Origin of the sequence: Dryocola boscaweniae (assembly GCF_025215095.1) — a bacterium.
Classification (GTDB): Bacteria; Pseudomonadota; Gammaproteobacteria; order Enterobacterales; family Enterobacteriaceae; genus Dryocola; species Dryocola boscaweniae.
In genome coordinates this window covers 40,160-60,289 of record NZ_JALHAP010000071.1, presented here as the reverse complement: position 1 = coordinate 60,289, position 20,130 = coordinate 40,160, and the positions used below count along the sequence as shown (strand labels likewise).

Below are 20,130 nucleotides of genomic sequence, written 5' to 3'. Positions count from 1 at the left end.
TGTGATGAAACATCTGAATTTTCTGAGCAGTGAAAAAGCGCATCCCGGCCTGCTGCTGTTGATTGCGCTCGGCGTCGCGGTATTCAGCATTATGCTGCCTGGCCGCTTCCTGACCAACTCCACGTTTATGAGCATGGCCTTCCAGTTGCCAGAGCTGGGTCTGCTGACGCTGGCGATGTTTATCGCCATCCTGAGCGGCGGCCTTAACCTGTGCATCATCGCCACCGCCAACCTGACGGCGTTGTTTATCGCCTGGGTGCTGCTGAATTTTATGCCAGCCGGCGCGGGCACCGGGCTGCAACTGCTGTGGCTGCTGATGGCGCTGGCCGGCGCGGCGTTAATCGCCACGCTGATCGGGGTGATTACCGGGCTGATGGTGAGCCGCGTCGGGGCGCACCCGATTCTGGTGACGCTTGCAACCATGATGACGGTCAACGGTATTGGCATCTGGCTGACGCGCGGCGCCGCCGTGAGCGGCATGCCGGACGTGGTGCGCGCGCTGGGCGCGGACACTTTTCTCAACGTTCCGCTGCCGCTGTGGTTGTTCTTAATGACTGCGGGGCTGATGGCGCTGTTCCTCGGCAAAACCCGCGCCGGTAAATGCATCTATATGGGCGGCAGCAACATCAACGCCACCTGGTTTAGCGGCGTCAACACCCATCGTCTGCTGATTCTGGTTTACGTCATCTCCAGCCTGCTGTGCGTATTGGCCGGACTGGTAATGATGGCGCGCTTTAACTCGGCGCGCATGGGCTACGGCGACTCGTATCTGCTGATTACCGTGCTGGCGATCATCCTCGGCGGCACCGATCCCAACGGCGGCTTCGGCCGCGTAACCGGGGTGGTGCTGTCGCTGATTGCGCTGCAGATCCTCTCCACCGGTTTCAACCTGTTAAACATAAGCCAGCATTTCAGCCTGGCGATGTGGGGTGCGGTACTGATTGTGGTTCTGGGCCTGAAATTCTTTAAAACCAAATTCAATCATTCCCGTGCGGTGCGTCGCAGTACTTTACTTGCACGCCAGACCGGCCTGACTAAAAAAAAGGAACTCTGATGCGTACCCAAATTTCTCCTTCTCTGATGTGCATGAACCTGATGGAAATAAAACAGCAACTGGCGGTTCTCGATACCCGGGCCGATTTCCTGCACATCGACATCATGGACGGCCACTACGTCAAAAACATCACGCTGTCGCCGTTCTTTATTGAGCAGATCCGCCCGCACACTAAGGTGGCGCTCGACGTGCATCTGATGGTGGAAGAACCGACCGACTTTATCGAGGCGATTGCCAAAGCAGGCGCGGATTATATCTGCCCGCATGCGGAAACCATCAACCGTGATGCCTTTCGCGTGATCAACCAGATTCGCTCCCTCGGCAAAAAAGTGGGCGTGGTGCTGAACCCGGCAACACCGGTGTCGTTTATCCATCACTACATCCATCTGCTGGATAAGATAACCGTGATGACCGTGGATCCTGGCTACGCAGGTCAGCCGTTTATCAGCGAGATGGTGAAGAAAATTGAAGAGTTACGCGACCTGAAAGCGCGCCACGGCTACAGCTATCTGATTGAAATCGATGGTTCCTGTAACCAGCGTACCTACCGCACGTTGCTGGAAGCAGGCGCGGAAGTGCTGATTGTGGGCACCTCCGGGCTGTTCAATCTGCATGAGAATCTCGAAAGCGCCTGGGACCAGATGATGGGCAACATCGGACAGGCAAAAGATGAGTTACGGGAGTCAGCATGAGTCGAACCTGGCTGGGTATAGATATTGGTGGTACCAGCACGCGGCTGCTAACCCTGAGCGGGGAGAATCAGTGGGCGGGATTTCGCAAATTGCCGACCGCTAGCTGGGCGCAATCCGGCGACGCGCTCCGTGCGCTGGCCGGACTGATTAACGAAATGCAGGCAGAACAGCAGATTGACGGTGTAATGCTCGGCCTGCCGGGTATTCTCAGCCGCGATCGCCGACACGTGGTTTCGCTACCGTTTATCCAGGCGCTGGATGACATGCCGGTGGCCGCGCATCTCAGTGAAATCACCGGCGTCCCTGTGGCGATGGATAAAGATGTTAACCATCTGATGCTATGGGACTTAATGCAGCTTGATACCCTGCCGGATAACGCTGTGGGTTTGTATCTGGGCACCGGGATGGGTAACAGCCTGTGGCTAAACGGCCAGTTCTATCATGGCGAACATGGCGGCGCGGGTGAGATTGGACATATCCCACTTGTAGATAACGATTTGCCATGTCCCTGTGGTAACCACGGCTGTGCTGAAACTCTGACCTCAGGCCACTGGCTGAGTCAGTGGGCGCGGCAGCATTGCGCGCATACCGATCTGGGGCAGCTATTTACCCTGCACGGCGATCGTCCTGAGCTGCAACAGTTTGTCAGCCGCCTGGCGAAAATTATCGCCAGCGAGATGAACATTATCGACCCGCAGTATCTGATCCTCGGTGGCGGCGTGCTGGCGATGAATGATTTTCCGCTGGAATCGCTACGCCGCCAGATAGTCCAGCATCTGCGCCCGCCGGTAACACGCGATGGTCTGAAAATGGTGTTTAGTCATGCCACCGATCAGACCGGTTGTCGCGGTGCATGTCTTGCGGCGGCGCGTCAGTTTGGGAGGGAAGAATGAAAGGCAAAGTCTGCGTGTTTGGCTCGTTCAATCTCGACATTGTCACCAAAATGTCGCGCTTTCCGCAGCCCGGCGAATCGCTCGTGGCGCACAGCAGCATGATGGGGCCAGGCGGCAAAGGCTCCAATCAGGCCACCGCTGCGCTGCGTGCCGGCGCCAGAGTACATTACATCGGCAAAGTGGGTAATGACGACTTCGGTCAGTTCGCCCGTCGCCATCTGGAGAAGACCGGTTTTGACGCCATCACGCTATTTACCTGCAAGGAAAAACCGACCGGGAACGCGATGATCTATGTCGCCGGTGACAATGCCGAAAATATGATCTCGGTTTACCCCGGAGCCAACCTGACGGTCACGGCCGCCGAGGTGAACCGCTGTCAGCCGACGGTGGCGGCCGCTGACATTTTGCTGGTGCAACTCGAAAACAACCTCAGCGCCATTCAGCGCATGGTGGATAACGCCCGCCAGGCGAAGACCTATGTCATTGTCAACCCGGCCCCCTGGCAAAAGGTGAGCGACGCGTTTTTGCGTAATGTTGACCTGCTAACCCCTAACAGCACCGAAGCCGGACAACTGACCAACACCCAAGTCACCGACTTTGCCTCGGCGCAGGTGGCGGCGCAGATCCTGCACGGCAAAGGCGTGCGCCAGTTGATTATCACCCTCGGTATTCAGGGCGCGCTGCTCTCAACCGGCGAGCGCATGCTGCTGGTGCCCGTCTATCCGGCACAGCCCATCGACAGCACCGGCGCGGGAGATTCCTTCAACGGCGCGCTGGCGGCGCGTCTGGCCGCCGGGGAGCCGCTGGAACAGGCGGCGCTGTTCGCCTCGGCTTACGCTTCGGTATGCGTTGAGCGCGCCGGGGCGGCGAACTCCATGCCACGTTACGACGACGCGGTGATACGTATGCAGCGATACCCGGAACTGGCAATCAGCGAACTGAATCTTTCCGCCGCCGCCACTTCGTAGAACCTGGTTTTAAGCGCAGTACCCTATACAAACAATAACGGAGCACACAATGCAAAAAATAGCAGCAGTTCTTATCTCCCTCGCCCTTAGCGGGCATGCGCTGGCGGCCGAACCGTTGAAGATGGGCGTGGTGGTTAAGGTGGGCGGCAACGCCTGGTTTAACTCCATGGAAGAAGGCATTAAAAAAGAAGCGGCGAAAGAAGGCATCAATGCCTGGCAGGTAGGGCCGACAGCGCAGGACCCGGCCCAACAGGTGAAAGCCATTGAAGATCTGATCGCGCAGAAGGTGGATATCATTGGGGTAGTGCCGGTCGATCCAGCGGCGCTCGAGCCGGTTTTGAAAAAAGCCAAAGACGCGGGCATCAAAGTGATCGTGCATGAATCCCCGGAGCAGAAATATGCCGACTGGGACTTCGAACTGGTAGATGCCAAAACCTTCGGTGAAAGACATATGCAGTTAATGGCCGAATGCATGAAAGAACAGGGCCAGTATTCGATTATTGTCGGCAGCCTGACCATTCCGCTGCATCGCCAGTGGGCACAGTCGGCGATTGATTACCAGAAAGCGCACTACCCGAAAATGCAGCAGGTTGGCGATCTGTTTGGCACCGGTGAGTCGGTGGATGACTCCATGCGGGTGACTAACGAAATGATGAGCAAGTACCCTGATTTCAAAGGCATGATGGCCTTCGGCTCTCCTGGTCCGGTGGGAGCCGGGCGTGCGGTTCAGCGTCGCAATGCCAAAGATAAAGTGTGTGTGGTGGGCGCATACAGCCCCAGCCAGGCTGCGTCCCTGGTGCGTAGCGGTGATATCAAAGGCGGCTATATCTGGAACCCGATGACCGCAGGCGAGCTATTCGTCCGCATCGGTAAAATGGTGGCGGAAAACAAACCCATCACCGAGGGGACCGAAATTGAAGGTATGGGAAAAATACAAGTCGATGCGACGAACCATACAATATACGGCCAGAATCTGGAGAGCCTGGGTAAAGATAATTTGCCGAAACTGATCAAGATGGGTCTGTAAAAGGAGACTACCGTGAGCGCACGTAAAATCATCATTGATACCGACCCGGCGATCGGCATTCCGGGCACCGACGCCGACGATCCCATCGCCATTATTCTGGCGCTGAAAGATCCACGTCTGGAGCTGATGGCGGTCACTACCGTATTTGGCAACTGCCCTCCTCTGCTGGGCGCGCGCTGCGCCACCCATATTTTACAAGTGGCGGGACGTGCCGATATTCCGGTAGCCGTTGGTCAGGGCGTTCCGATGAGCGGCACGCTGCCGGAACTGCTGCAAAAGGCCTATGAAGGGCCTCGCGGACGTGAAGGCAGCATTGTGCTGCCGGATGCGGATGATTCACACTGCGGCCAGCACGCGAGCGAGCTAATTATCGATTTGGTGCGTCAGTATCCTGGTGAGATTAGCCTGGTGTGTATTGGCGCGCAGAGCAACCTGGCGCTGGCGCTGATCAAGGCGCCAGATATTGCCCCGCTAATTAAAGAAGTGGTGATGATGGCGGGGGCTTTGGGGCTTGACGCAACCTGGGGACGCGGCAATATCACGCCGGTGGCAGAGTGCAATATCTGGTTTGACCCACAGGCTGCGGACATCGTTTTCCGCTCAGGTATCCCGCTTACGATGGTGAGTCTCGACGTAACCAATGCGGCGACGGGGCTGGTGCTGACCAGAGAACATCTGCAGGGACTGAGCGATGAAATGCCTCTGACCCTGTTGTTTAAACAGGTATGCGCCTGCTATTTCGATGCGCCGATGTTCGACTGGTCGGAAGGCTGCGTGCTTTACGATCCACTGGCCGTGGCGGTAGCTGCCGACAGGTCGATCGGTGTATTTAAAGAGATGTCTATCGGTATCGAAACCCAGGGAAAACTCACTATCGGGCAAACAGTGCCCCAGCGTGATATGCCAGACAATGTGCGAGTCTGTACCCATATTGACGGACAGAAAATCGTTCAGGATATCGTGCGGATCATAGTCGAATGAAATAAAGGAGCAGAGAGAAATCTGCTCTTTTTTCATTTGTTGGGGCCTGGTACACGGCTTTCAGCCCACTGGCGACGGCTTTGTTAATGACGCTGCCGCGAACTTTTACACAATACAGACAATATAAACAACGCATCCAGAGAACGATTCTGCCACTCAGTGACTTGTTCTTTTACCGCATAGGTAACATTAAAGATCGGCGTGATTGATACGTCGATCACAATAGGTAACTTAAGCAGTATTTTTTAACGTTATTCTCCCATGCTTACCCTGAATATATTTGCAGTACCTTCATATTGGCTGTGTAACTGCGTCTGTACGATTCCCTTAATTTCTCTCAATATCAGGCAAGCTTATTACCGTCCAGCGCCACCTTTACCCGTTAGTTGAGCTAAGCCCATAGAAAAATCCATAAGGCAGCCCTATGTCTGAGCGCTAACGTCTCGCTTTACGCTACGTTAACGCCGTTTATGTTTGACAACCATTCCTCAACGCAATACGGTACTTATTCGGTACCGTATTTAAAAGGCGGTCTGTAGCAAGATTATTGTTTATATGTACAGCAAAACTTCGGCGATAGCTTTGGTCTGAGTATTCATGTGTAACGTATAAAGCAGAAGAAATTTCGGGAAATGAGGAAAACAACATGCCATCACGTCGGGAATTTTTGATCATAAGCGCTGGCTCGCTTCTGGCGATCGGTGCGCCCGGTTTTGCAAAAGACGCTATCACGCCTGCCAGAAACGCCATCGCCGTCACTCAGGTTGCTGGCGATGGTATCCGCCTGGCGGCTGTCGCCGTGGAATATGATACGCCGCTAAAAAATGCTCAGCTCAGTGCCGACAGTTTCCGCGTCGCTGGCCGGACCGTTACGGGAGTCTTTACCAGCACCTCAGCAGATCCTGTTGATAAGGCCGAAGCGGGCCGTTTTGTTATTGTGACATTATCACCAACGGATGATAACGCTCTGCTTGCCGAAAAAGTTCAGTCGGAAAACGCTAACCGGACGCAACCTTCTGCTGGCAGCGGTCCGGGTAACGCCGGTGATGTCCCGCCGTATGACACAGTTTACCGCCGTCCCCAGGCCAGTATTGTGCAATCAAACGCACTGACAATGAGCAATGGCCATACCCTGCCCGCGAGTCAATTTGCTCTGAAAACCACTCAGGTCAAGAATCCCGTCGTTGACGAGTTTCAGAGCCTGGAATTCCATGACCCCAAAACGGGAAAGATGTTGCGCTATAACCTGTTCGTACCAAAAGGTTATGATAAGAAGCAAGCTTGGCCGCTGGTGCTGTTCATGCATGATGCTGGCGCGACCAGCGACGTAACACGCACCACCCTGTATCAGGGACTGGGCGCGGTGGTTTGGGCCAGCCCGCAAGATCAAGCCCGACGCCCGTGCTTTGTCCTTGCGCCCCAATATGCCGAAATTATTGCTGACGACAACTCACAAACCTCCAGCATGCTGGATACCACCATCGACCTTATTCGTGTGCTGTCAGCGCAATACAATATTGATCAGAAACGCCTGTATACCACTGGTCAGTCCGGCGGTTGCATGATGTCCATCGCAATGGACATCAAGTATCCGGATTTCTTCGCCGCATCTTTTTTGGTGGCCGGACAGTGGGATCCAACGCTGGTAAAACCGCTTGCCCATCAAAAATTGTGGATTCTGGTGTCGCAGGACGATAACAAGGCGTGGCCGGGACAAAATGCCATCACCGCCAGGCTGGAAAAAGAAGGGGCGAAGATAAGTCGGGCGACCTGGAACGGAACCTGGTCAGCGGAAGAATTCCGCGCAGCCTTCGATAAAATGGCTGCCGAAGGCAGCCCTATCAACTACGTTACCTTCCGCAAAGGTACCGTCATTCCCCCCGGTCAGACAACGGAAGGTGCCAGTGGGCACCGTAATACCTGGCGTATTGCTTATACCATTGAGCCAGTGCGGGAATGGTTGTTCCGGCAGCACCGATAACCTCCCCCGTTAATCACTATTTAAAACAGAGCGCCGGTCAGGCGCTGTTTAAGGTGGATGATGCGAGTTACAAGGCAACCTATGACCAATGCTCAGCAGGAATCGCCTGATATTCCGCCACGGTCTCGGCTAAAAGTCGCCGTATGCATAAATACGGTGTCTTTTGGGCTCACTGAGACACTTGTCTCGCCAATATTGATTATGCTGTGGGGTTAATGCCTCGCAGGACCATACGTATTCTTTTTTTAATCACTTCCAGTTGATGCCTGCGCCCTTCTGCATCTAGCTGCGGCTTCCCTTCTATTTCTGACACCCATTTGCGCGGGATCAGTGCGCCAAAAACAATATCCATCAGCATGCCCGCACAAATGCCGCTGTCTTCAACGGTAAGTTTGCCTTTTTCGTGCTCGCTTTCAAGCCATTCCATCAACATTTCCCGGGAATGAATAGCCTTGCTTTCATACAGATAGTCAGATAGTTCAGGAAAAAATACCGATTCTCGCGTCATTAATTTGAGAATAGCTTCCCTTGCCAGCGCTTCATTCTCGCTGATATCCAGGCGGAAAATGCGAAACAATGTTTCCTCCAGCGATAATGTTTCGCCTTCCGGACGTGGGAGATCCATAAAAAGGTAACGATACTCTTTGATAACGGTGGCGAAGAGATCCTTCTTATTGGCAAAAACCTCATAAATGGCACGCTTTGACACACTGGCGCGGCGGGCAACTTCAGCTGTAGTGGTCTGCGCGAACCCAAGCTCAAGAAAGGCACTATAAGCTCCCTGGACAATAGCTTTCCGTCGATCTTCATACTCGACGACTTTTGGCCGTCCCCGCCTTACAGTCGGTAAGTTTTCTGCTTTGCTCATAGGGCCTCCTTTTTAAAAGTAACGGTTGATAAATTTAAGGTACTTGACTGGTACCATATAATGGATAAAGATGATTATCTACGTATCCTGACTACCACGCCAGCAACAGCGTGATGTCAACCTCGCTCGATACTGAACAGAAAGGATCACCATGAATCAATCAACCACAGCGCCCTCTCCCATTCGTGACCCACAAATACTGCAGGTGCTGGAACGCATGAATGCGGAGCGTAAACGCCCAACTGCGGAAGCGTTTAGCGGTCCTCATCCCCATGATCCCGAAAAGTTTGCCGATTATGGTTTCTCTATTCACCCCGAACAAGGGGATCTGATTTATCTGCTCTGCCGGGCAATAAATGCCACGCGCGTTGTTGATTTTGCCACATCAATCGGTATGTCTGCCGTCTATTTTGCTGCCGCCATGCGGGACAATGGCGGTGGCCAGGTTATTGGTGCTGAACTGGTTGCCGCCAAGGCGCAAACCGCGCGCCGTAATCTGACAGAAGCCGGGCTGTCAGACTATGTCGACATTCGTATCGGTGACGCAAGGGAGACGCTAAAGGACATCGGCGGACCTGTCGATTTTGTGCTGATTGACGGCTGGCCCCTGGCTGACGGACCGACCCTGGCACGTCAGGTCATTGAGGTTGTTGCTCCTCAGTTACGGATCGGCGGATATGTGCTCAATGACAATGCCGAACCCGATTTCCTTGCGTGGATCCGGGCCCCGGAGAATGGATTTATTTCGGTGACGCTGCCTATCAAGCGCGGGACTGAACTGGCGGTGAAAGTCAGATAACAATATGCAGACACGACGGGCATTCTTATTGACCGCGCTGGGAGCTGCGGCGACGGCGTTTCTCACCCAGCTTAGCTATAGCGCGGAGGGCAACGTTGAGCCTTCATTCAGAGCCGGAGCAGGAAAAGCATGGGTGACCTTCGAGGGTATGAACTGGCCGGTGGATGGTTTTTCCGGCCAGCATGACCTGCTCGGGGTGCGTGCACTGTTGCTGGAGCATGCCCGGACCCGATTCTGCTTCGTAGTGGTTGAACTGACCTCCCTGTCTGATGAAATGATCGATGACATGAAAGTGCTCATTCAGGAGAAGACTCACGCTCCGGTAGAAAATATTCTGGTCTGTGCCAGCCATACCTTCTCTGCTCCGCATGTTTTCCCGTCAGCACATATTCCGCCAGGCACGAGTAAAGTTCAGAATCAGGACATGCTCAACCGCTTTAAAAACGCTCTGTTAACTGCCGTGACGCAGGCGACAGACCACTTACAACCGGCTCGCATCGGCTTTGGTTCAGGATCCTGTCAGGTGAATATCAGTCGCGACCAGCCAGGAGAAAAAGGGTGGTGGCTGGGGATAAATGCCGATGGATTTGCCGATCCTTTTGTGGGCGTTGTCCGGATTGATAATCAGCAAGGCCAACCGCTGGCGGTCCTGTTTAACTATGCCGTACAATCTTCCGTCACTGAGGATTTTCAGCCAACGTCAGAGGGTAAAAAAATTTCTGCCGATCTGGCTGGCTCGACGGCACGTTATATAGAGGAACATGCCGCTGCCGATATGGTGGCATTATTCCTGGTAGGCGCCGCAGGCGATCAGGCGCCGATCTTTCAAGCCATGCAAACTGTAGTGAATGACAACGGAAGCGCGTCACGCATCAGTAATCATGTGGATGCATTTGAATTGTTGCACCAGCTAGCTACCCGCCTTGGTCGTGAAGTAATGAAAGTGCTGGATACCATCACCACTTCAACACCCACCAGATTACAGATGGTCCGCGATCAGATACCCGTTCCGGCTCTCAATTTCTCTCCCGAAAATGCGCCGAAGGGGCCAGTGACAACTTTCCGCTATCAACCTGCGGGAAATATCAAGGTACCGGTGACACTGATGCAAATGGGAAACATCATCTGGATTGGATTACAGCCCGAACTTTCAGCCATAACCGCTACGTACATCCGGGAACATTCACCATTCCAGCATACTTTTGTTTCAACCATGGTGAATGGCTCAGCTAAATATATGCCGGATGCACAAAGTTATGACCGGTTCACTTATGAAGCCAGAAGCTCGCCGTTCGCCCGTGGCGCTGCTGAATTCGTCGCCACGGCTATCATTAAGCAGTTAGAAATCTTGCATGCTAATGCCTGAGGAAAAAGGGAGACGTGGGATCAGGCATTCATGAGCTCAGGCTGTCAATTCTACCGATATAAGCTGCATACCACTGCATCATTTTCTTTCTCCCCTTCAATACTGCGCACGGCTGTAAATCCCACGAATCGCATTCTTATCAAGATGTGTAAGCGGCGTCTCAATCCATGCTGTGTTGAATCCTTCCTCATGCAAGTTCGTACTCATTGTGTGGCGGAAGCCATGCCCTGTTACCTTCTCCTGCATGGAAAGGTGCGCTTAAACGCGCTGGTATAACTAACTTCCGTTTCCATGACCTTCGGCACATATGGGCAAGCTGGTTGGTGCAATCGAGTGTTTCTGTGCTGGCGCTAAAAGAAATGGGTGGATGGGGATGCTTGAGAGGGTCCAACGCTATGCGCATTTGTCAGCCGAACCGCTTACAGAGCACGCGGGCAAAATTGATACGATTCTGAACCGGAATATCACAAATATGGCGCAAGAGGAGAATGTGGTTTACTTGAAAGTGAGGTAATTAATTAAATTAAATGGTGCCGATAATAGGAGTCGAACCTACGACCTTCGCATTACGAATGCGCTGCTCTACCAACTGAGCTATATCGGCTTTTCAGGAAACAGTTACGGACGTAACTGCGGTGTAAAAGGGTAAGAAAATCGGCCTGGCTCGTCAACCGCTGCTTTGTTTAGTTGCCTGTTTTTAGACCGACTTGCGGCAAAAGCCGCACAAAATGCACGCCTTCAATGTGCTGGCCGTTATGCGAAAAGCGGGTGCCAGGCACCCGCTTGCTTCAGGCGATACCGGTGGTGACGGTAAAGGTACGCGTTTGCTGCGGTTCTACCTCAATCAACGAGCCATTACGCTGCGCGGCGAGGAAACCTTCTGGTCGGCAAGTCGCGGGTAGCGCAAACGTGGCAACCTGCTGATCGCCGTTATACAGGATCCAGCGGGTGACGTAGTTCAGCTCCGCACTTGCGAACCGGGTGACGAAAGTAGTGCCATCCGGCGCGACCATGCTGAATTCAGGTTTGTCCGTCCAGGCATCAAGCTTGTCCGCAAAGAAGACGATTTCCGGATCGTAAAAACCGGGCTCGTTAAGCGTCGTCAGCGAGACTTCCCCTTGCAGGACCCGCTGGTTAAACGCCAGCCATTTTTCGGTGGGCTTCACATGCGCCGGAACCGACTCGCGCAGCTTCAGCGCCTCATCCGGAATGTTCTGGCTGAAGGTGGCGTCCGGCACATACGCATAGTTCATGTGGCACATGTACTGCAGCGGCATCGCCACAGAAGCCAGGTTGGTGACCGCCATCTGGATGTCAAACAGCGCGCTGGCTTTGCGCATCACCACCGCAGGCTGCGCCTGGTAGTGGTGGCCGAATCCCATCACATATTCGTAGCGCCCGGTGACGCGCAGGCCGTCGTCCTCCAGCTCCAGCCAGGCCTCATCTATTGCGGCGCAGGCCATCTCTCCGTGCAGCGGATGGCTATCCTCCGGCGACGGGCAGCCATTCGCCAGCAGGCCAGAGTGGAAGGCAAAGCAGCCGTAGGTCGCCACCACTTCCGCTGCGGGTTTCGGCTGGCTGAACATATTGCGCATGGTCAGATCGTGGCCGTCAAAACAGGCGTCCCAAATCATCTGCCCCATCCAGGGCAGAATGACCAGATGGCCGCGGCTGTTTTGTACCCGTAGCGCTTCCACGCCGCTGGCATAGCGGAACGCCGTTACCGTAAAATCATTATTTTCCAGCAGGATACGCGGTTGTTCGCCAAAGAGTTCCCGCCATAAGGCGATACGTGTTGTCATGATTATTCCTCTCAGGATGCGATGGCTTCGGACACGTCGCCGCGCACTTTGCTTTCACGCCAGAAGTAAACGCCGACGTAGATAAAGCACAGCATGGAGACCAGGAACGAAAGCTGCAGCGAGTGGAACATATCCGCTACGTAGCCCTGAATCGCCGGGACAACCGCCGCGCCGACAATCGCCATTACAATCACCGCTCCCGCCATCTCGGTATGTTCGTTATCCACCGTGTCCAGCGTTCCGGCATAAATAGTTGCCCAGCATGGCCCAAACAGCACGCTCACCAGCACCGCGACGTATACCGCGCTAAAGCTTGGCGCCAGCGCCACATAAGCCAGCAGCAGCGCGCCAATGATGGAATAAAGAATCAGGACTTTTTCCGGGTTGAAACGCGTCATCAAAATGTTGGCGATAAACTTGCCGATGAAGAAGCAGGCAAAACTGTAGACCATAAAGTTTGAGGCATCGCGTTCGTTGATGTCGCCCATCTCCAGCGCCAGACGGATGGTGAACGACCAGACCGCCACCTGCATGCCGACGTAGAGGAATTGCGCCACAATACCGCGACGGAAGCGGGCGTTGGTCGCCAGATAGCGCAGCGTATCCATGGCTGACGGGCGTTTATGGCTCGTCTTTTGCGCCACTTTACAGGTCGGGAAGCGGGTCAGCAGGAACAGTACCATGACCACCACCAGCACCATAATCATGTACTTGTAGGGTTCAAGCGTATTTTCCAGCATCAGCACTTTGAAATTATGGATCTGCTCAGCGTTCATGCCCGCCATCTGTTTTTGCAGGCTCTCGCCTTCGGAGAAGACCAGATATTTACCCAGCAGAATGCCGGAAGCGGCACCAATCGGATAAAACGTCTGGCTGATATTCAGGCGTAACGTGGCGTACGCTTTCGGGCCAATCATCGAACTGTAGGTGTTCGCCGCCGTTTCCAGGAAACTCAGGCCAATGGCAATGGCGAAAATAGCCGCGAGGAACATGGTGTAGGTTGCCATGTGCGACGCCGGGAAAAAGAGCGTACAGCCGACGATATACAGCGTCAGGCCGGTTAATATCGCCACTTTATAACTGGTTTTCTTAATAACAAGGGATGCCGGAATCGCTATTAAAAAATAACCGCCGTAAAACGCGCTCTGTACTAATGCCGAGGCGAAATTACTGAGTGAAAATACACTTTTAAATTGTGTAATCAGAATATCATTTAATGCGGCTGCGCATCCCCATAACGGGAATAAACAGGATAACAAAATAAACTGGAACAGAGGGGTTTTATTCAGATACCCATCGGGCATCTGAATTATTTTTTTATCGTTCATAGTGCTACCTTTTACAGTGCAGGGGTGATTATTCGTTTAACGCCAGAAACTCGTTAAATTGTTCAATGCTCGGATAAGATGATTGCGTGCCTTTCCCCGTGACGCTAAAAGCCGCGAAGAGGGCTGCTTTTTTCATGGCGGCTTCAACGCTGCCGCTCTGGACATAATAATGGGTAAAGCAACCAATAAAGGCGTCGCCTGCACCACTGGTATCAACTGCATTCACTTTAAACGCCGGAACGTGTATTTCCTGGTCGCGCGTCATCCACAGCGCCCCTTTTTCGCCCATCGTCACGATAATATTATTCAGACCCTTATCGACCAGGCTGCGGGCGGCGGCACGAATACTTTCGTAATTATCAACTGGCATACCGGTTAATATTTCAAGCTCGGTTTCGTTAGGCACAAAGAAATCACATTTACAGGCATAGGACATATCAAATTCGCGTAAGGCAGGCGCCGGATTTAATAACACTTCAATACCGTGCTTATTGCCAAACTCAATGGCGTGATAAACCGTCTCAAGCTGAACTTCCAGTTGCAGGACGATAAGCCGACATTTTTTTAAATCGTCTGCCGCGCGATCGATATCTTCCGGGGAAAGAAATTTATTCGCCCCTTTAATAATCAGGATGCTATTACTGGAGTTAGCATTAACAAATATTGGCGCCACGCCGCTGCTGGTACAGGGCACTTTTTCCACATAAGTGGTATTGATGCCCCAGGATTCGAGATTACGAATGGTATTATCCGCAAAAATATCGTCCCCGACCTTTGTCAGCATCAGCACTTTCGAATTAAGCTTGGCGGCCGCCACGGCCTGGTTCGCGCCTTTACCGCCGCAGCCGATCTTAAAGGCCGGCGCTTCCAGGGTCTCCCCTTCTTTGGGCATCTGGTTGGTGTAGGTGATGAGATCAACCATATTAGAGCCGATAACCGCGATATCCATTTTACTACCTCTCAGAAACAATCACACAACAATGATATTAAAGTAACATTATCATGTTATTTAAATACCATTTGTGACTAGGATCGCGATTAAAGGATCATTTCATCACTTACATAATCATCAGACATGCGCTTTCCGATCGGCAAATAAAACATAAATCCCGTCACAATATTATGAATTTAAAGTGATTATCATCTTAAAAACGCGAATGATCGTGCTTTTAATTCTCCATGTCCGGCAGTATAGTAATGCAACGATATTGTGTTCCCTGAGAAAAAAATGTTACTTCAGGAACATACGCAACATGAATTGCGGAGAAGGTGAATGGAGACCAAGCAAAAAGAACGTATCCGACGTCTGATGGAGCTACTGAAGAAGACCGATCGGATCCATCTCAAAGAGGCCGCCCGCATGCTGGAAGTCTCTGTGATGACCATTCGCCGGGACCTCAGCCAGGATGATGAACCGCTGCCGCTTACCCTGTTGGGCGGCTACATCGTGATGGTAAATAAACCGGCTTCCTCACCAACCGCCGCAACGGTATCAGGCGAAAAGATCCACCACCGGGATGACTTGCCCGTGGCGATTCTAACGGCAGGCCTGGTGAGTGAAAACGATCTGGTGTTTTTTGATAACGGGCCGGAAATGCCGCTGGTCATCAGCATGATCCCGGATGACATCACCTTTACCGGCATCTGTTACTCGCATCGGGTGTTTTTGGCGCTGAATGAAAAGCCCAACGCCACCGCTGTTCTGTGCGGCGGGACCTATCGGGCAAAAAGCGATGCGTTTTATGATGCCAACAACCCGTCGGCGCTGGATTCGCTCAATCCGCGGAAAGTTTTTATTTCCGCAAGCGGCGTGCATGAGCACTTTGGCGTGAGCTGGTTTAATCCGGACGATCTTGCCATCAAACGCAAAGCTATGGAGCGTGGATTGCGTAAAATCCTGCTGACGCGCCACGCGCTGTTTGATGAGGTCGCCCCCGCCAGTATTGGCCCGCTTTCTGCGTTTGACGTGTTGATTAGCGATCGTCCGTTACCGACAGATTATGCCGCCCACTGCCGGAACGGATTCGTTAAGGTCATCACCCCTGATTCAGAGAGCGAATAACGACAGGCTCCGCAAGCACACCGCAAATAACGAAAAGCGGATGCCAGGCCCAGCCGGACATCCGCCTTTTTATTACTTATCAATCACGCACGAATAGTGTCGTCGCCGAAACCAATCCATTTGTAGGTGGTTAGCGCTTCCAGGCCCATCGGGCCGCGGGCGTGGAGTTTTTGCGTGCTCACCGCCACTTCTGCTCCGAGGCCGAACTGAGCGCCGTCGGTAAAGCGCGTTGAGGCATTTACATACACCGCCGAGGAATCCACTTCGTTCACAAAACGGTTCGCGTTGCGTAGCGTGCGGGTCAAAATCGCATCGGAATGCTGCGTGCCGTGCTCGCGAATGTGGCCAATGGCTTCATCCAGATCCGCCACCACTTTCACGTTCAGATGCAGCGAAAGCCATTCGTCGTCGTACTCTTCCGCTTTTACCGGCACAACCTCTGCCGGACCGTTTTGCAACTGCGGCAGAGATTTTTCGTCCGCGTGCAGCATCACGCCAGATTCCGCCATCTGCTTGCTGAGCGCAGGCAGGAAGGTCTGTGCGATGCCCTGATGAACCAGCAGCGTTTCCACCGTATTACAGGTGCTTGGGCGCTGGGTTTTGGCGTTGACGATGATTTTCAGCGCCGGTTCGATTTCCGCCGTGTCGTCTACAACGATATGGCAAACGCCAATCCCGCCGGTGATAACCGGAATAGTTGACTGTTCGCGGCAGAGTTTGTGCAGCCCTGCGCCGCCGCGTGGGATCAGCATGTCCACGTAGCGATCCATCTTCAGCAGTTCGTTAACCAGCGCGCGATCCGGGCTTTCAATAGCCTGTACCACAGCGGCAGGCAAGCCGCATTCGACGAGCGCCTGCTGAATGACTTTTACGGTTGCCGCGTTGGTGCGCCACGTCTCTTTGCCGCCGCGCAGAATAGCCGCGTTGCCGGTTTTCAGGCACAAAGAGGCAACGTCTACCGTTACGTTAGGACGCGCTTCGTAGATCACGCCAATCACGCCCAGCGGCACGCGACGGCGCTCAAGGCGCAGGCCGCTGTCCAACAGGCCGCCGTCAATTACCTGCCCTACCGGATCGGCAAGATTGCACACCTGACGCACGTCGTCGGCGATGCCTTTCAGGCGCGCGGGCGTAAGCTGCAGGCGGTCAAGCATCGCTTCGCTCAGGCCGTTGCGGCGAGCTTCCAGTACGTCCTGCTCGTTGGCGATGAGAATTTCTTCGGCCTGCTCTTCCAGATAATCCGCAATGCGTTGCAGCACGCGGTTTTTCTCCTGGCTTGAGAGCAACGCCATTTTGTAAGAAGCCGCTTTGGCGTCTTTGCCCATTTGTTCCAGCATTGCCAGCTCCTTAGTTAACAATCATGTCGTCACGATGCACCGCGACCGGGCCGTATTCATAGCCAAGAATGGTGTCGATCTGCTGTGAATGATGGCCTGCGATACGGCGCAACGCATCGCTGTTATAGCGGCTTACGCCGTGGGCCACGTCGCGCCCTTCAAGGCTGCGAATGCGGATGACTTCACCACGGGAGAAGTTGCCGCTCACGCTTTTAATGCCTTTTGGCAGCAGCGAGCTGCCGCGTTCGAGAATGGCGGACAAGGCGCCATCGTCAACGGTAATTTCTCCTGCCGGCGGTGCGCCGAAGATCCAGCGCTTGCGGTTTTCCAGCGGAGAGAGCTGCGCATGAAAACGCGTGCCGACCGGCGTACCGGCCATCACATCGCCGATTACGCCGGGTTTGCTGCCGGCCGCAATAATCACATCGATACCTGCGCGGCAGGCAACGTCTGCGGCCTGCAGTTTGGTGCCCATGCCGCCGGTGCCCAGGCCAGATACGCTGTCGCCCGCAACCGCACGTAACGCATCGTCGATGCCGTGGACTTCTTTAATAAGTTCCGCCGCCGGGTTGTTGCGCGGGTCGGCGGTATACAGCCCTTGCTGATCCGTCAGCAGCAACAGTTTGTCCGCTCCGGCCAGAATCGCGGCCAGCGCGGAAAGGTTATCGTTATCGCCGACTTTGATTTCTGCGGTTGCCACCGCATCGTTTTCATTAATTACCGGCACGATGTTGTTATCAAGCAGCGCTCTGAGCGTATCACGCGCGTTCAGGAAGCGTTCGCGGTCTTCCATATCGGCGCGGGTCAGCAGCATTTGCCCAACGTGAATGCCATAAATAGAAAAGAGCTGTTCCCAAAGCTGAATCAAACGGCTTTGGCCTACGGCTGCAAGCAACTGTTTAGAAGCGATGGTTGCCGGAAGTTCGGGGTAGCCCAGATGCTCACGCCCTGCGGCAATCGCCCCGGAGGTAACAATAACAATGCGATGCCCGTTTGCGTGCAGTTGCGCGCACTGGCGCACGAGTTCAACGATATGGGCGCGGTTCAGGCGGCGTGAGCCACCGGTTAATACGCTGGTGCCAAGTTTTACCACCAGCGTCTGGCTGTCACTCATGATTCTCTGCCGTTTCAACGAAATTAGAAAAATTAAAGGCCAGATGACGTTGTAACAGGACTGGCACGGCTTGCCAACAGGCTCAGAGGGAAAAGCGACAACTTCCCGAAGCAGATCATTAAGCGTAACGGTAAAATTTGACAATTTCGTGACATCAAAACTTTATTACCTTTATTTAAACTTTATCTTAACTTGTCATAAATCTTTCATCTCCAAACGATAAAACTCTCTGCGTTTTTTAACGGGATATCGCCCGATTAAATTTAGCGCGTACACACATTGGGATGAAAAATGAAAAAGACGACTCTGGCATTAATGGTAATGGGCATTGTTGCTTCAGCCTCTACTCAGGCGGCGGAAATTTATAATAAAGACGGCAACAAGCTTAATCTTTACGGCAAAGTCAAAGCGATGCATTACATCAGCGACGACGCCAGTAAAGATGGCGACCAGACCTATGTGCGTTTCGGTTTTAAAGGCGAAACGCAGATTAACGATCAATTGACCGGCTACGGTCAGTGGGAAGCTGAATTCGCAGGTAATAAAGACGAAAGCAATTCCACTACAAAAACACGTTACGCTTTCGCCGGTATTAAATATGCCAATTTCGGTTCTTTTGATTACGGCCGCAGCCTTGGCGCGTTATATGACGTAGAAGCCTGGACCGATATGTTCCCGGAATTTGGCGGCGACTCTTCCGCCAGAACCGATAACTTCATGACCAAGCGCGCATCTGGTCTGGCGACGTTCCGCAGCACCGACTTCTTCGGCGCGGTGGATGGCCTGAACATGACCCTGCAATATCAAGGGAAAAACGAAAGCCGCGAAGTATCCAAACAGAACGGCGACGGCTTCGGTACGGCGTTGACGTATGACTTCGGCGGCAGCGATTTCCAGGTCGGCGGCGCGTATACCACCTCTGACCGTACTGATGCGCAGCAGTTGCAGGCCCGTGGTACAGGCGATAAAGCTGACTCCTGGGCCACCGGTGTGAAATACGATGCAAATAATCTTTACGTTGCATCCATGTATTCTGAAACGCGGAATATGACGCCTGTTTCCGGCGGTTTTGCCAACAAAACGCAAAGTTTTGAGGCCGTCGTGCAATATCAGTTTGATTTCGGTCTGCGTCCGTCACTGGCTTATGTGCAGCAGAAAGGAAAAGAAATTGAAGGTATTGGCGATGCGGACCTGGTGAAATATATTGATGTCGGCGCAACCTACTACTTTAATAAAAATATGTCGGCATTCGTCGATTACAAAATTAACCAACTGGATGACGATAATCCACTGGGCATTAATAACGACGACATTGTTGCGTTAGGTTTGGTTTATCAGTTCTGATTGATTAAAGCTGTAATAACAAAAAGCCCTTCTTTTTAACGAAGGGCTTTTTAAATTTATGCGGAAAGTTTTACTGGCTTATCTGCAAAATCTTTGGCAGGCACTAAACCCATATTTAAGGTTTTTAACAGGTCACGCAAGCGCTCATGGAATCCGCGTAACGTTTGTTCCAGTCGGTCTTCTACTTCTTTATCTTTAGAGGCCGTCGCGGTCCATTTGCCGTCTTTATCGAACAGACCAAAGTGATAGGTGTAGGTAAATTGCTTTTCCTGCGCTTCCAGTTCCATCCACCAGCCCCAGAATTCGCGTATCTCTGGCGCAGGTTTCACGTTGACGCACACTGCCAGGCAGTCGAAGAAGAAACGGTTGTCTTCGCACTGCTCTTCCCGGATATAAGGGCCAAGGGCGGCAAATTTTTTGATCAGTCTACCTTTCGGGTGTCCACTCGGTAACGTCATTGCGATCTCCTGTTGTGAAGCCACTGTTTTACCAAACCGATAAAATTTAGCAAATT

General features: G+C 53.1%; 18 protein-coding genes, 1 tRNA gene and 3 pseudogenes. 12 read left to right on the top strand and 10 right to left on the bottom strand.

Annotated features, from left to right (window positions below; genetic code table 11):
• The first annotated feature begins 4 nt into the window (after window positions 1-4).
• The 6 genes from MUA00_RS04360 to MUA00_RS04335 are packed head-to-tail and all read left to right on the top strand — an operon-like array spanning window position 5 to window position 5,615.
• The gene (locus MUA00_RS04360) at window positions 5-1,054 is read left to right on the top strand and encodes an ABC transporter permease (RefSeq protein ID WP_271121772.1); all 1,050 of its coding nucleotides are present in this window, start codon (window positions 5-7) and stop codon (window positions 1,052-1,054) included.
• A complete protein-coding gene (gene alsE / locus MUA00_RS04355; RefSeq protein ID WP_271121771.1) occupies window positions 1,054-1,746 on the top strand; it encodes a D-allulose 6-phosphate 3-epimerase in 693 nt (230 codons plus the stop codon). Before MUA00_RS04360 ends, alsE begins: the two co-directional genes overlap by 1 nt.
• Complete coding sequence (gene alsK, locus MUA00_RS04350; RefSeq protein WP_271121770.1) at window positions 1,743-2,639, top strand: allose kinase; 897 nt, start codon at window positions 1,743-1,745, stop codon at window positions 2,637-2,639. Before alsE ends, alsK begins: the two co-directional genes overlap by 4 nt.
• Window positions 2,636-3,607: a ribokinase gene (locus MUA00_RS04345; RefSeq protein WP_271121769.1), complete on the top strand. Its 972-nt coding sequence runs from the start codon at window positions 2,636-2,638 to the stop codon at window positions 3,605-3,607. Before alsK ends, MUA00_RS04345 begins: the two co-directional genes overlap by 4 nt.
• A 49-nt stretch (window positions 3,608-3,656) precedes the next feature.
• The gene (locus tag MUA00_RS04340; RefSeq protein ID WP_271121768.1) at window positions 3,657-4,634 is read left to right on the top strand and encodes a substrate-binding domain-containing protein; all 978 of its coding nucleotides are present in this window, start codon (window positions 3,657-3,659) and stop codon (window positions 4,632-4,634) included.
• 12 nt (window positions 4,635-4,646) lie between these two features.
• Window positions 4,647-5,615 (top strand): nucleoside hydrolase, encoded by a 969-nt coding sequence (locus MUA00_RS04335; RefSeq protein WP_271121767.1) that lies wholly within the window; start codon window positions 4,647-4,649, stop codon window positions 5,613-5,615.
• Between the two features lie 73 nt (window positions 5,616-5,688).
• Here MUA00_RS04335 and MUA00_RS21275 read toward each other — a convergent pair.
• Window positions 5,689-5,830: pseudogene (locus MUA00_RS21275) on the bottom strand (IS256 family transposase); the annotation flags it as partial.
• 431 nt (window positions 5,831-6,261) lie between these two features.
• Here MUA00_RS21275 and MUA00_RS04330 point away from each other — a divergent pair.
• Window positions 6,262-7,596: a carboxylesterase family protein gene (locus tag MUA00_RS04330; protein ID WP_271121766.1), complete on the top strand. Its 1,335-nt coding sequence runs from the start codon at window positions 6,262-6,264 to the stop codon at window positions 7,594-7,596.
• Window positions 7,597-7,795: 199 nt separating this feature from the next.
• Here the strand turns inward: MUA00_RS04330 and MUA00_RS04325 are convergent, their stop codons facing one another.
• A complete protein-coding gene (locus MUA00_RS04325; protein WP_271121765.1) occupies window positions 7,796-8,464 on the bottom strand; it encodes a TetR/AcrR family transcriptional regulator in 669 nt (222 codons plus the stop codon).
• Between the two features lie 151 nt (window positions 8,465-8,615).
• On the opposite strand from MUA00_RS04325, the gene MUA00_RS04320 reads away from it, so the two are divergent.
• Complete coding sequence (locus tag MUA00_RS04320) at window positions 8,616-9,263, top strand: O-methyltransferase (protein ID WP_271121764.1); 648 nt, start codon at window positions 8,616-8,618, stop codon at window positions 9,261-9,263.
• Between the two features lie 4 nt (window positions 9,264-9,267).
• Window positions 9,268-10,629 carry a hypothetical protein gene (locus tag MUA00_RS04315; RefSeq protein ID WP_271125619.1) on the top strand — a complete coding sequence of 454 codons (1,362 nt, stop codon included), beginning with the start codon at window positions 9,268-9,270 and terminating at the stop codon, window positions 10,627-10,629.
• 28 nt (window positions 10,630-10,657) lie between these two features.
• Here MUA00_RS04315 and MUA00_RS04310 read toward each other — a convergent pair.
• A pseudogene (locus tag MUA00_RS04310) lies at window positions 10,658-10,866 on the bottom strand (integrase); the annotation flags it as partial.
• A 5-nt stretch (window positions 10,867-10,871) separates the two neighbouring features.
• On the opposite strand from MUA00_RS04310, the pseudogene MUA00_RS04305 reads away from it, so the two are divergent.
• Window positions 10,872-11,143: pseudogene (locus MUA00_RS04305) on the top strand (tyrosine-type recombinase/integrase); the annotation flags it as partial.
• Window positions 11,144-11,157: 14 nt separating this feature from the next.
• Here MUA00_RS04305 and MUA00_RS04300 read toward each other — a convergent pair.
• The 4 genes from MUA00_RS04300 to rbsK form a co-directional block, all read right to left on the bottom strand.
• Window positions 11,158-11,233: transfer RNA gene (locus MUA00_RS04300), tRNA-Thr, on the bottom strand.
• Between the two features lie 184 nt (window positions 11,234-11,417).
• Window positions 11,418-12,431: an aldose 1-epimerase family protein gene (locus tag MUA00_RS04295; protein ID WP_271121762.1), complete on the bottom strand. Its 1,014-nt coding sequence runs from the start codon at window positions 12,429-12,431 to the stop codon at window positions 11,418-11,420.
• 11 nt (window positions 12,432-12,442) lie between these two features.
• Complete coding sequence (gene fucP, locus MUA00_RS04290) at window positions 12,443-13,759, bottom strand: L-fucose:H+ symporter permease (protein ID WP_271121761.1); 1,317 nt, start codon at window positions 13,757-13,759, stop codon at window positions 12,443-12,445.
• Between the two features lie 28 nt (window positions 13,760-13,787).
• Entirely contained in the window at window positions 13,788-14,708 is a 921-nt protein-coding gene (gene rbsK, locus MUA00_RS04285) for a ribokinase (RefSeq protein ID WP_271121760.1), read from the bottom strand.
• A gap of 324 nt (window positions 14,709-15,032) precedes the next feature.
• Between rbsK and MUA00_RS04280 the strand changes: the two genes are divergently transcribed.
• Entirely contained in the window at window positions 15,033-15,821 is a 789-nt protein-coding gene (locus tag MUA00_RS04280; RefSeq protein WP_271121759.1) for a DeoR family transcriptional regulator, read from the top strand.
• 83 nt (window positions 15,822-15,904) lie between these two features.
• Here the strand turns inward: MUA00_RS04280 and proA are convergent, their stop codons facing one another.
• Together proA and proB are read right to left on the bottom strand one after the other, a co-directional pair.
• Window positions 15,905-17,158: a glutamate-5-semialdehyde dehydrogenase gene (proA, locus tag MUA00_RS04275; RefSeq protein WP_271121758.1), complete on the bottom strand. Its 1,254-nt coding sequence runs from the start codon at window positions 17,156-17,158 to the stop codon at window positions 15,905-15,907.
• Between the two features lie 10 nt (window positions 17,159-17,168).
• Complete coding sequence (gene proB / locus MUA00_RS04270; protein WP_271121757.1) at window positions 17,169-18,272, bottom strand: glutamate 5-kinase; 1,104 nt, start codon at window positions 18,270-18,272, stop codon at window positions 17,169-17,171.
• A gap of 291 nt (window positions 18,273-18,563) precedes the next feature.
• Here proB and phoE point away from each other — a divergent pair, with 291 nt between their 5' ends.
• Entirely contained in the window at window positions 18,564-19,616 is a 1,053-nt protein-coding gene (gene phoE, locus MUA00_RS04265; RefSeq protein ID WP_271121756.1) for a phosphoporin PhoE, read from the top strand.
• Window positions 19,617-19,672: 56 nt separating this feature from the next.
• On the opposite strand, the gene crl is transcribed toward phoE, so the two are convergent.
• Window positions 19,673-20,074 (bottom strand): sigma factor-binding protein Crl, encoded by a 402-nt coding sequence (gene crl, locus MUA00_RS04260; RefSeq protein WP_271121755.1) that lies wholly within the window; start codon window positions 20,072-20,074, stop codon window positions 19,673-19,675.
• Between the last annotated feature and the right edge of the window lie 56 nt (window positions 20,075-20,130).

Excerpts from the sequence above, each read along its gene's own strand:
- MUA00_RS04360 (WP_271121772.1), top strand. The coding sequence starts at position 5 with ATGAAACATCTGAATTTTCTGAGCAGTGAAAAAGCGCATCCCGGCCTG.
- alsE (WP_271121771.1), top strand. The coding sequence starts at position 1,054 with ATGCGTACCCAAATTTCTCCTTCTCTGATGTGCATGAACCTGATGGAA.
- alsK (WP_271121770.1), top strand. The coding sequence starts at position 1,743 with ATGAGTCGAACCTGGCTGGGTATAGATATTGGTGGTACCAGCACGCGG.
- MUA00_RS04345 (WP_271121769.1), top strand. The coding sequence starts at position 2,636 with ATGAAAGGCAAAGTCTGCGTGTTTGGCTCGTTCAATCTCGACATTGTC.
- MUA00_RS04340 (WP_271121768.1), top strand. The coding sequence starts at position 3,657 with ATGCAAAAAATAGCAGCAGTTCTTATCTCCCTCGCCCTTAGCGGGCAT.
- MUA00_RS04330 (WP_271121766.1), top strand. The coding sequence starts at position 6,262 with ATGCCATCACGTCGGGAATTTTTGATCATAAGCGCTGGCTCGCTTCTG.
- MUA00_RS04325 (WP_271121765.1), bottom strand. The coding sequence starts at position 8,464 with ATGAGCAAAGCAGAAAACTTACCGACTGTAAGGCGGGGACGGCCAAAA.
- MUA00_RS04320 (WP_271121764.1), top strand. The coding sequence starts at position 8,616 with ATGAATCAATCAACCACAGCGCCCTCTCCCATTCGTGACCCACAAATA.
- MUA00_RS04315 (WP_271125619.1), top strand. The coding sequence starts at position 9,268 with ATGCAGACACGACGGGCATTCTTATTGACCGCGCTGGGAGCTGCGGCG.
- MUA00_RS04295 (WP_271121762.1), bottom strand. The coding sequence starts at position 12,431 with ATGACAACACGTATCGCCTTATGGCGGGAACTCTTTGGCGAACAACCG.
- fucP (WP_271121761.1), bottom strand. The coding sequence starts at position 13,759 with ATGAACGATAAAAAAATAATTCAGATGCCCGATGGGTATCTGAATAAA.
- rbsK (WP_271121760.1), bottom strand. The coding sequence starts at position 14,708 with ATGGATATCGCGGTTATCGGCTCTAATATGGTTGATCTCATCACCTAC.
- MUA00_RS04280 (WP_271121759.1), top strand. The coding sequence starts at position 15,033 with ATGGAGACCAAGCAAAAAGAACGTATCCGACGTCTGATGGAGCTACTG.
- proA (WP_271121758.1), bottom strand. The coding sequence starts at position 17,158 with ATGCTGGAACAAATGGGCAAAGACGCCAAAGCGGCTTCTTACAAAATG.
- proB (WP_271121757.1), bottom strand. The coding sequence starts at position 18,272 with ATGAGTGACAGCCAGACGCTGGTGGTAAAACTTGGCACCAGCGTATTA.
- phoE (WP_271121756.1), top strand. The coding sequence starts at position 18,564 with ATGAAAAAGACGACTCTGGCATTAATGGTAATGGGCATTGTTGCTTCA.
- crl (WP_271121755.1), bottom strand. The coding sequence starts at position 20,074 with ATGACGTTACCGAGTGGACACCCGAAAGGTAGACTGATCAAAAAATTT.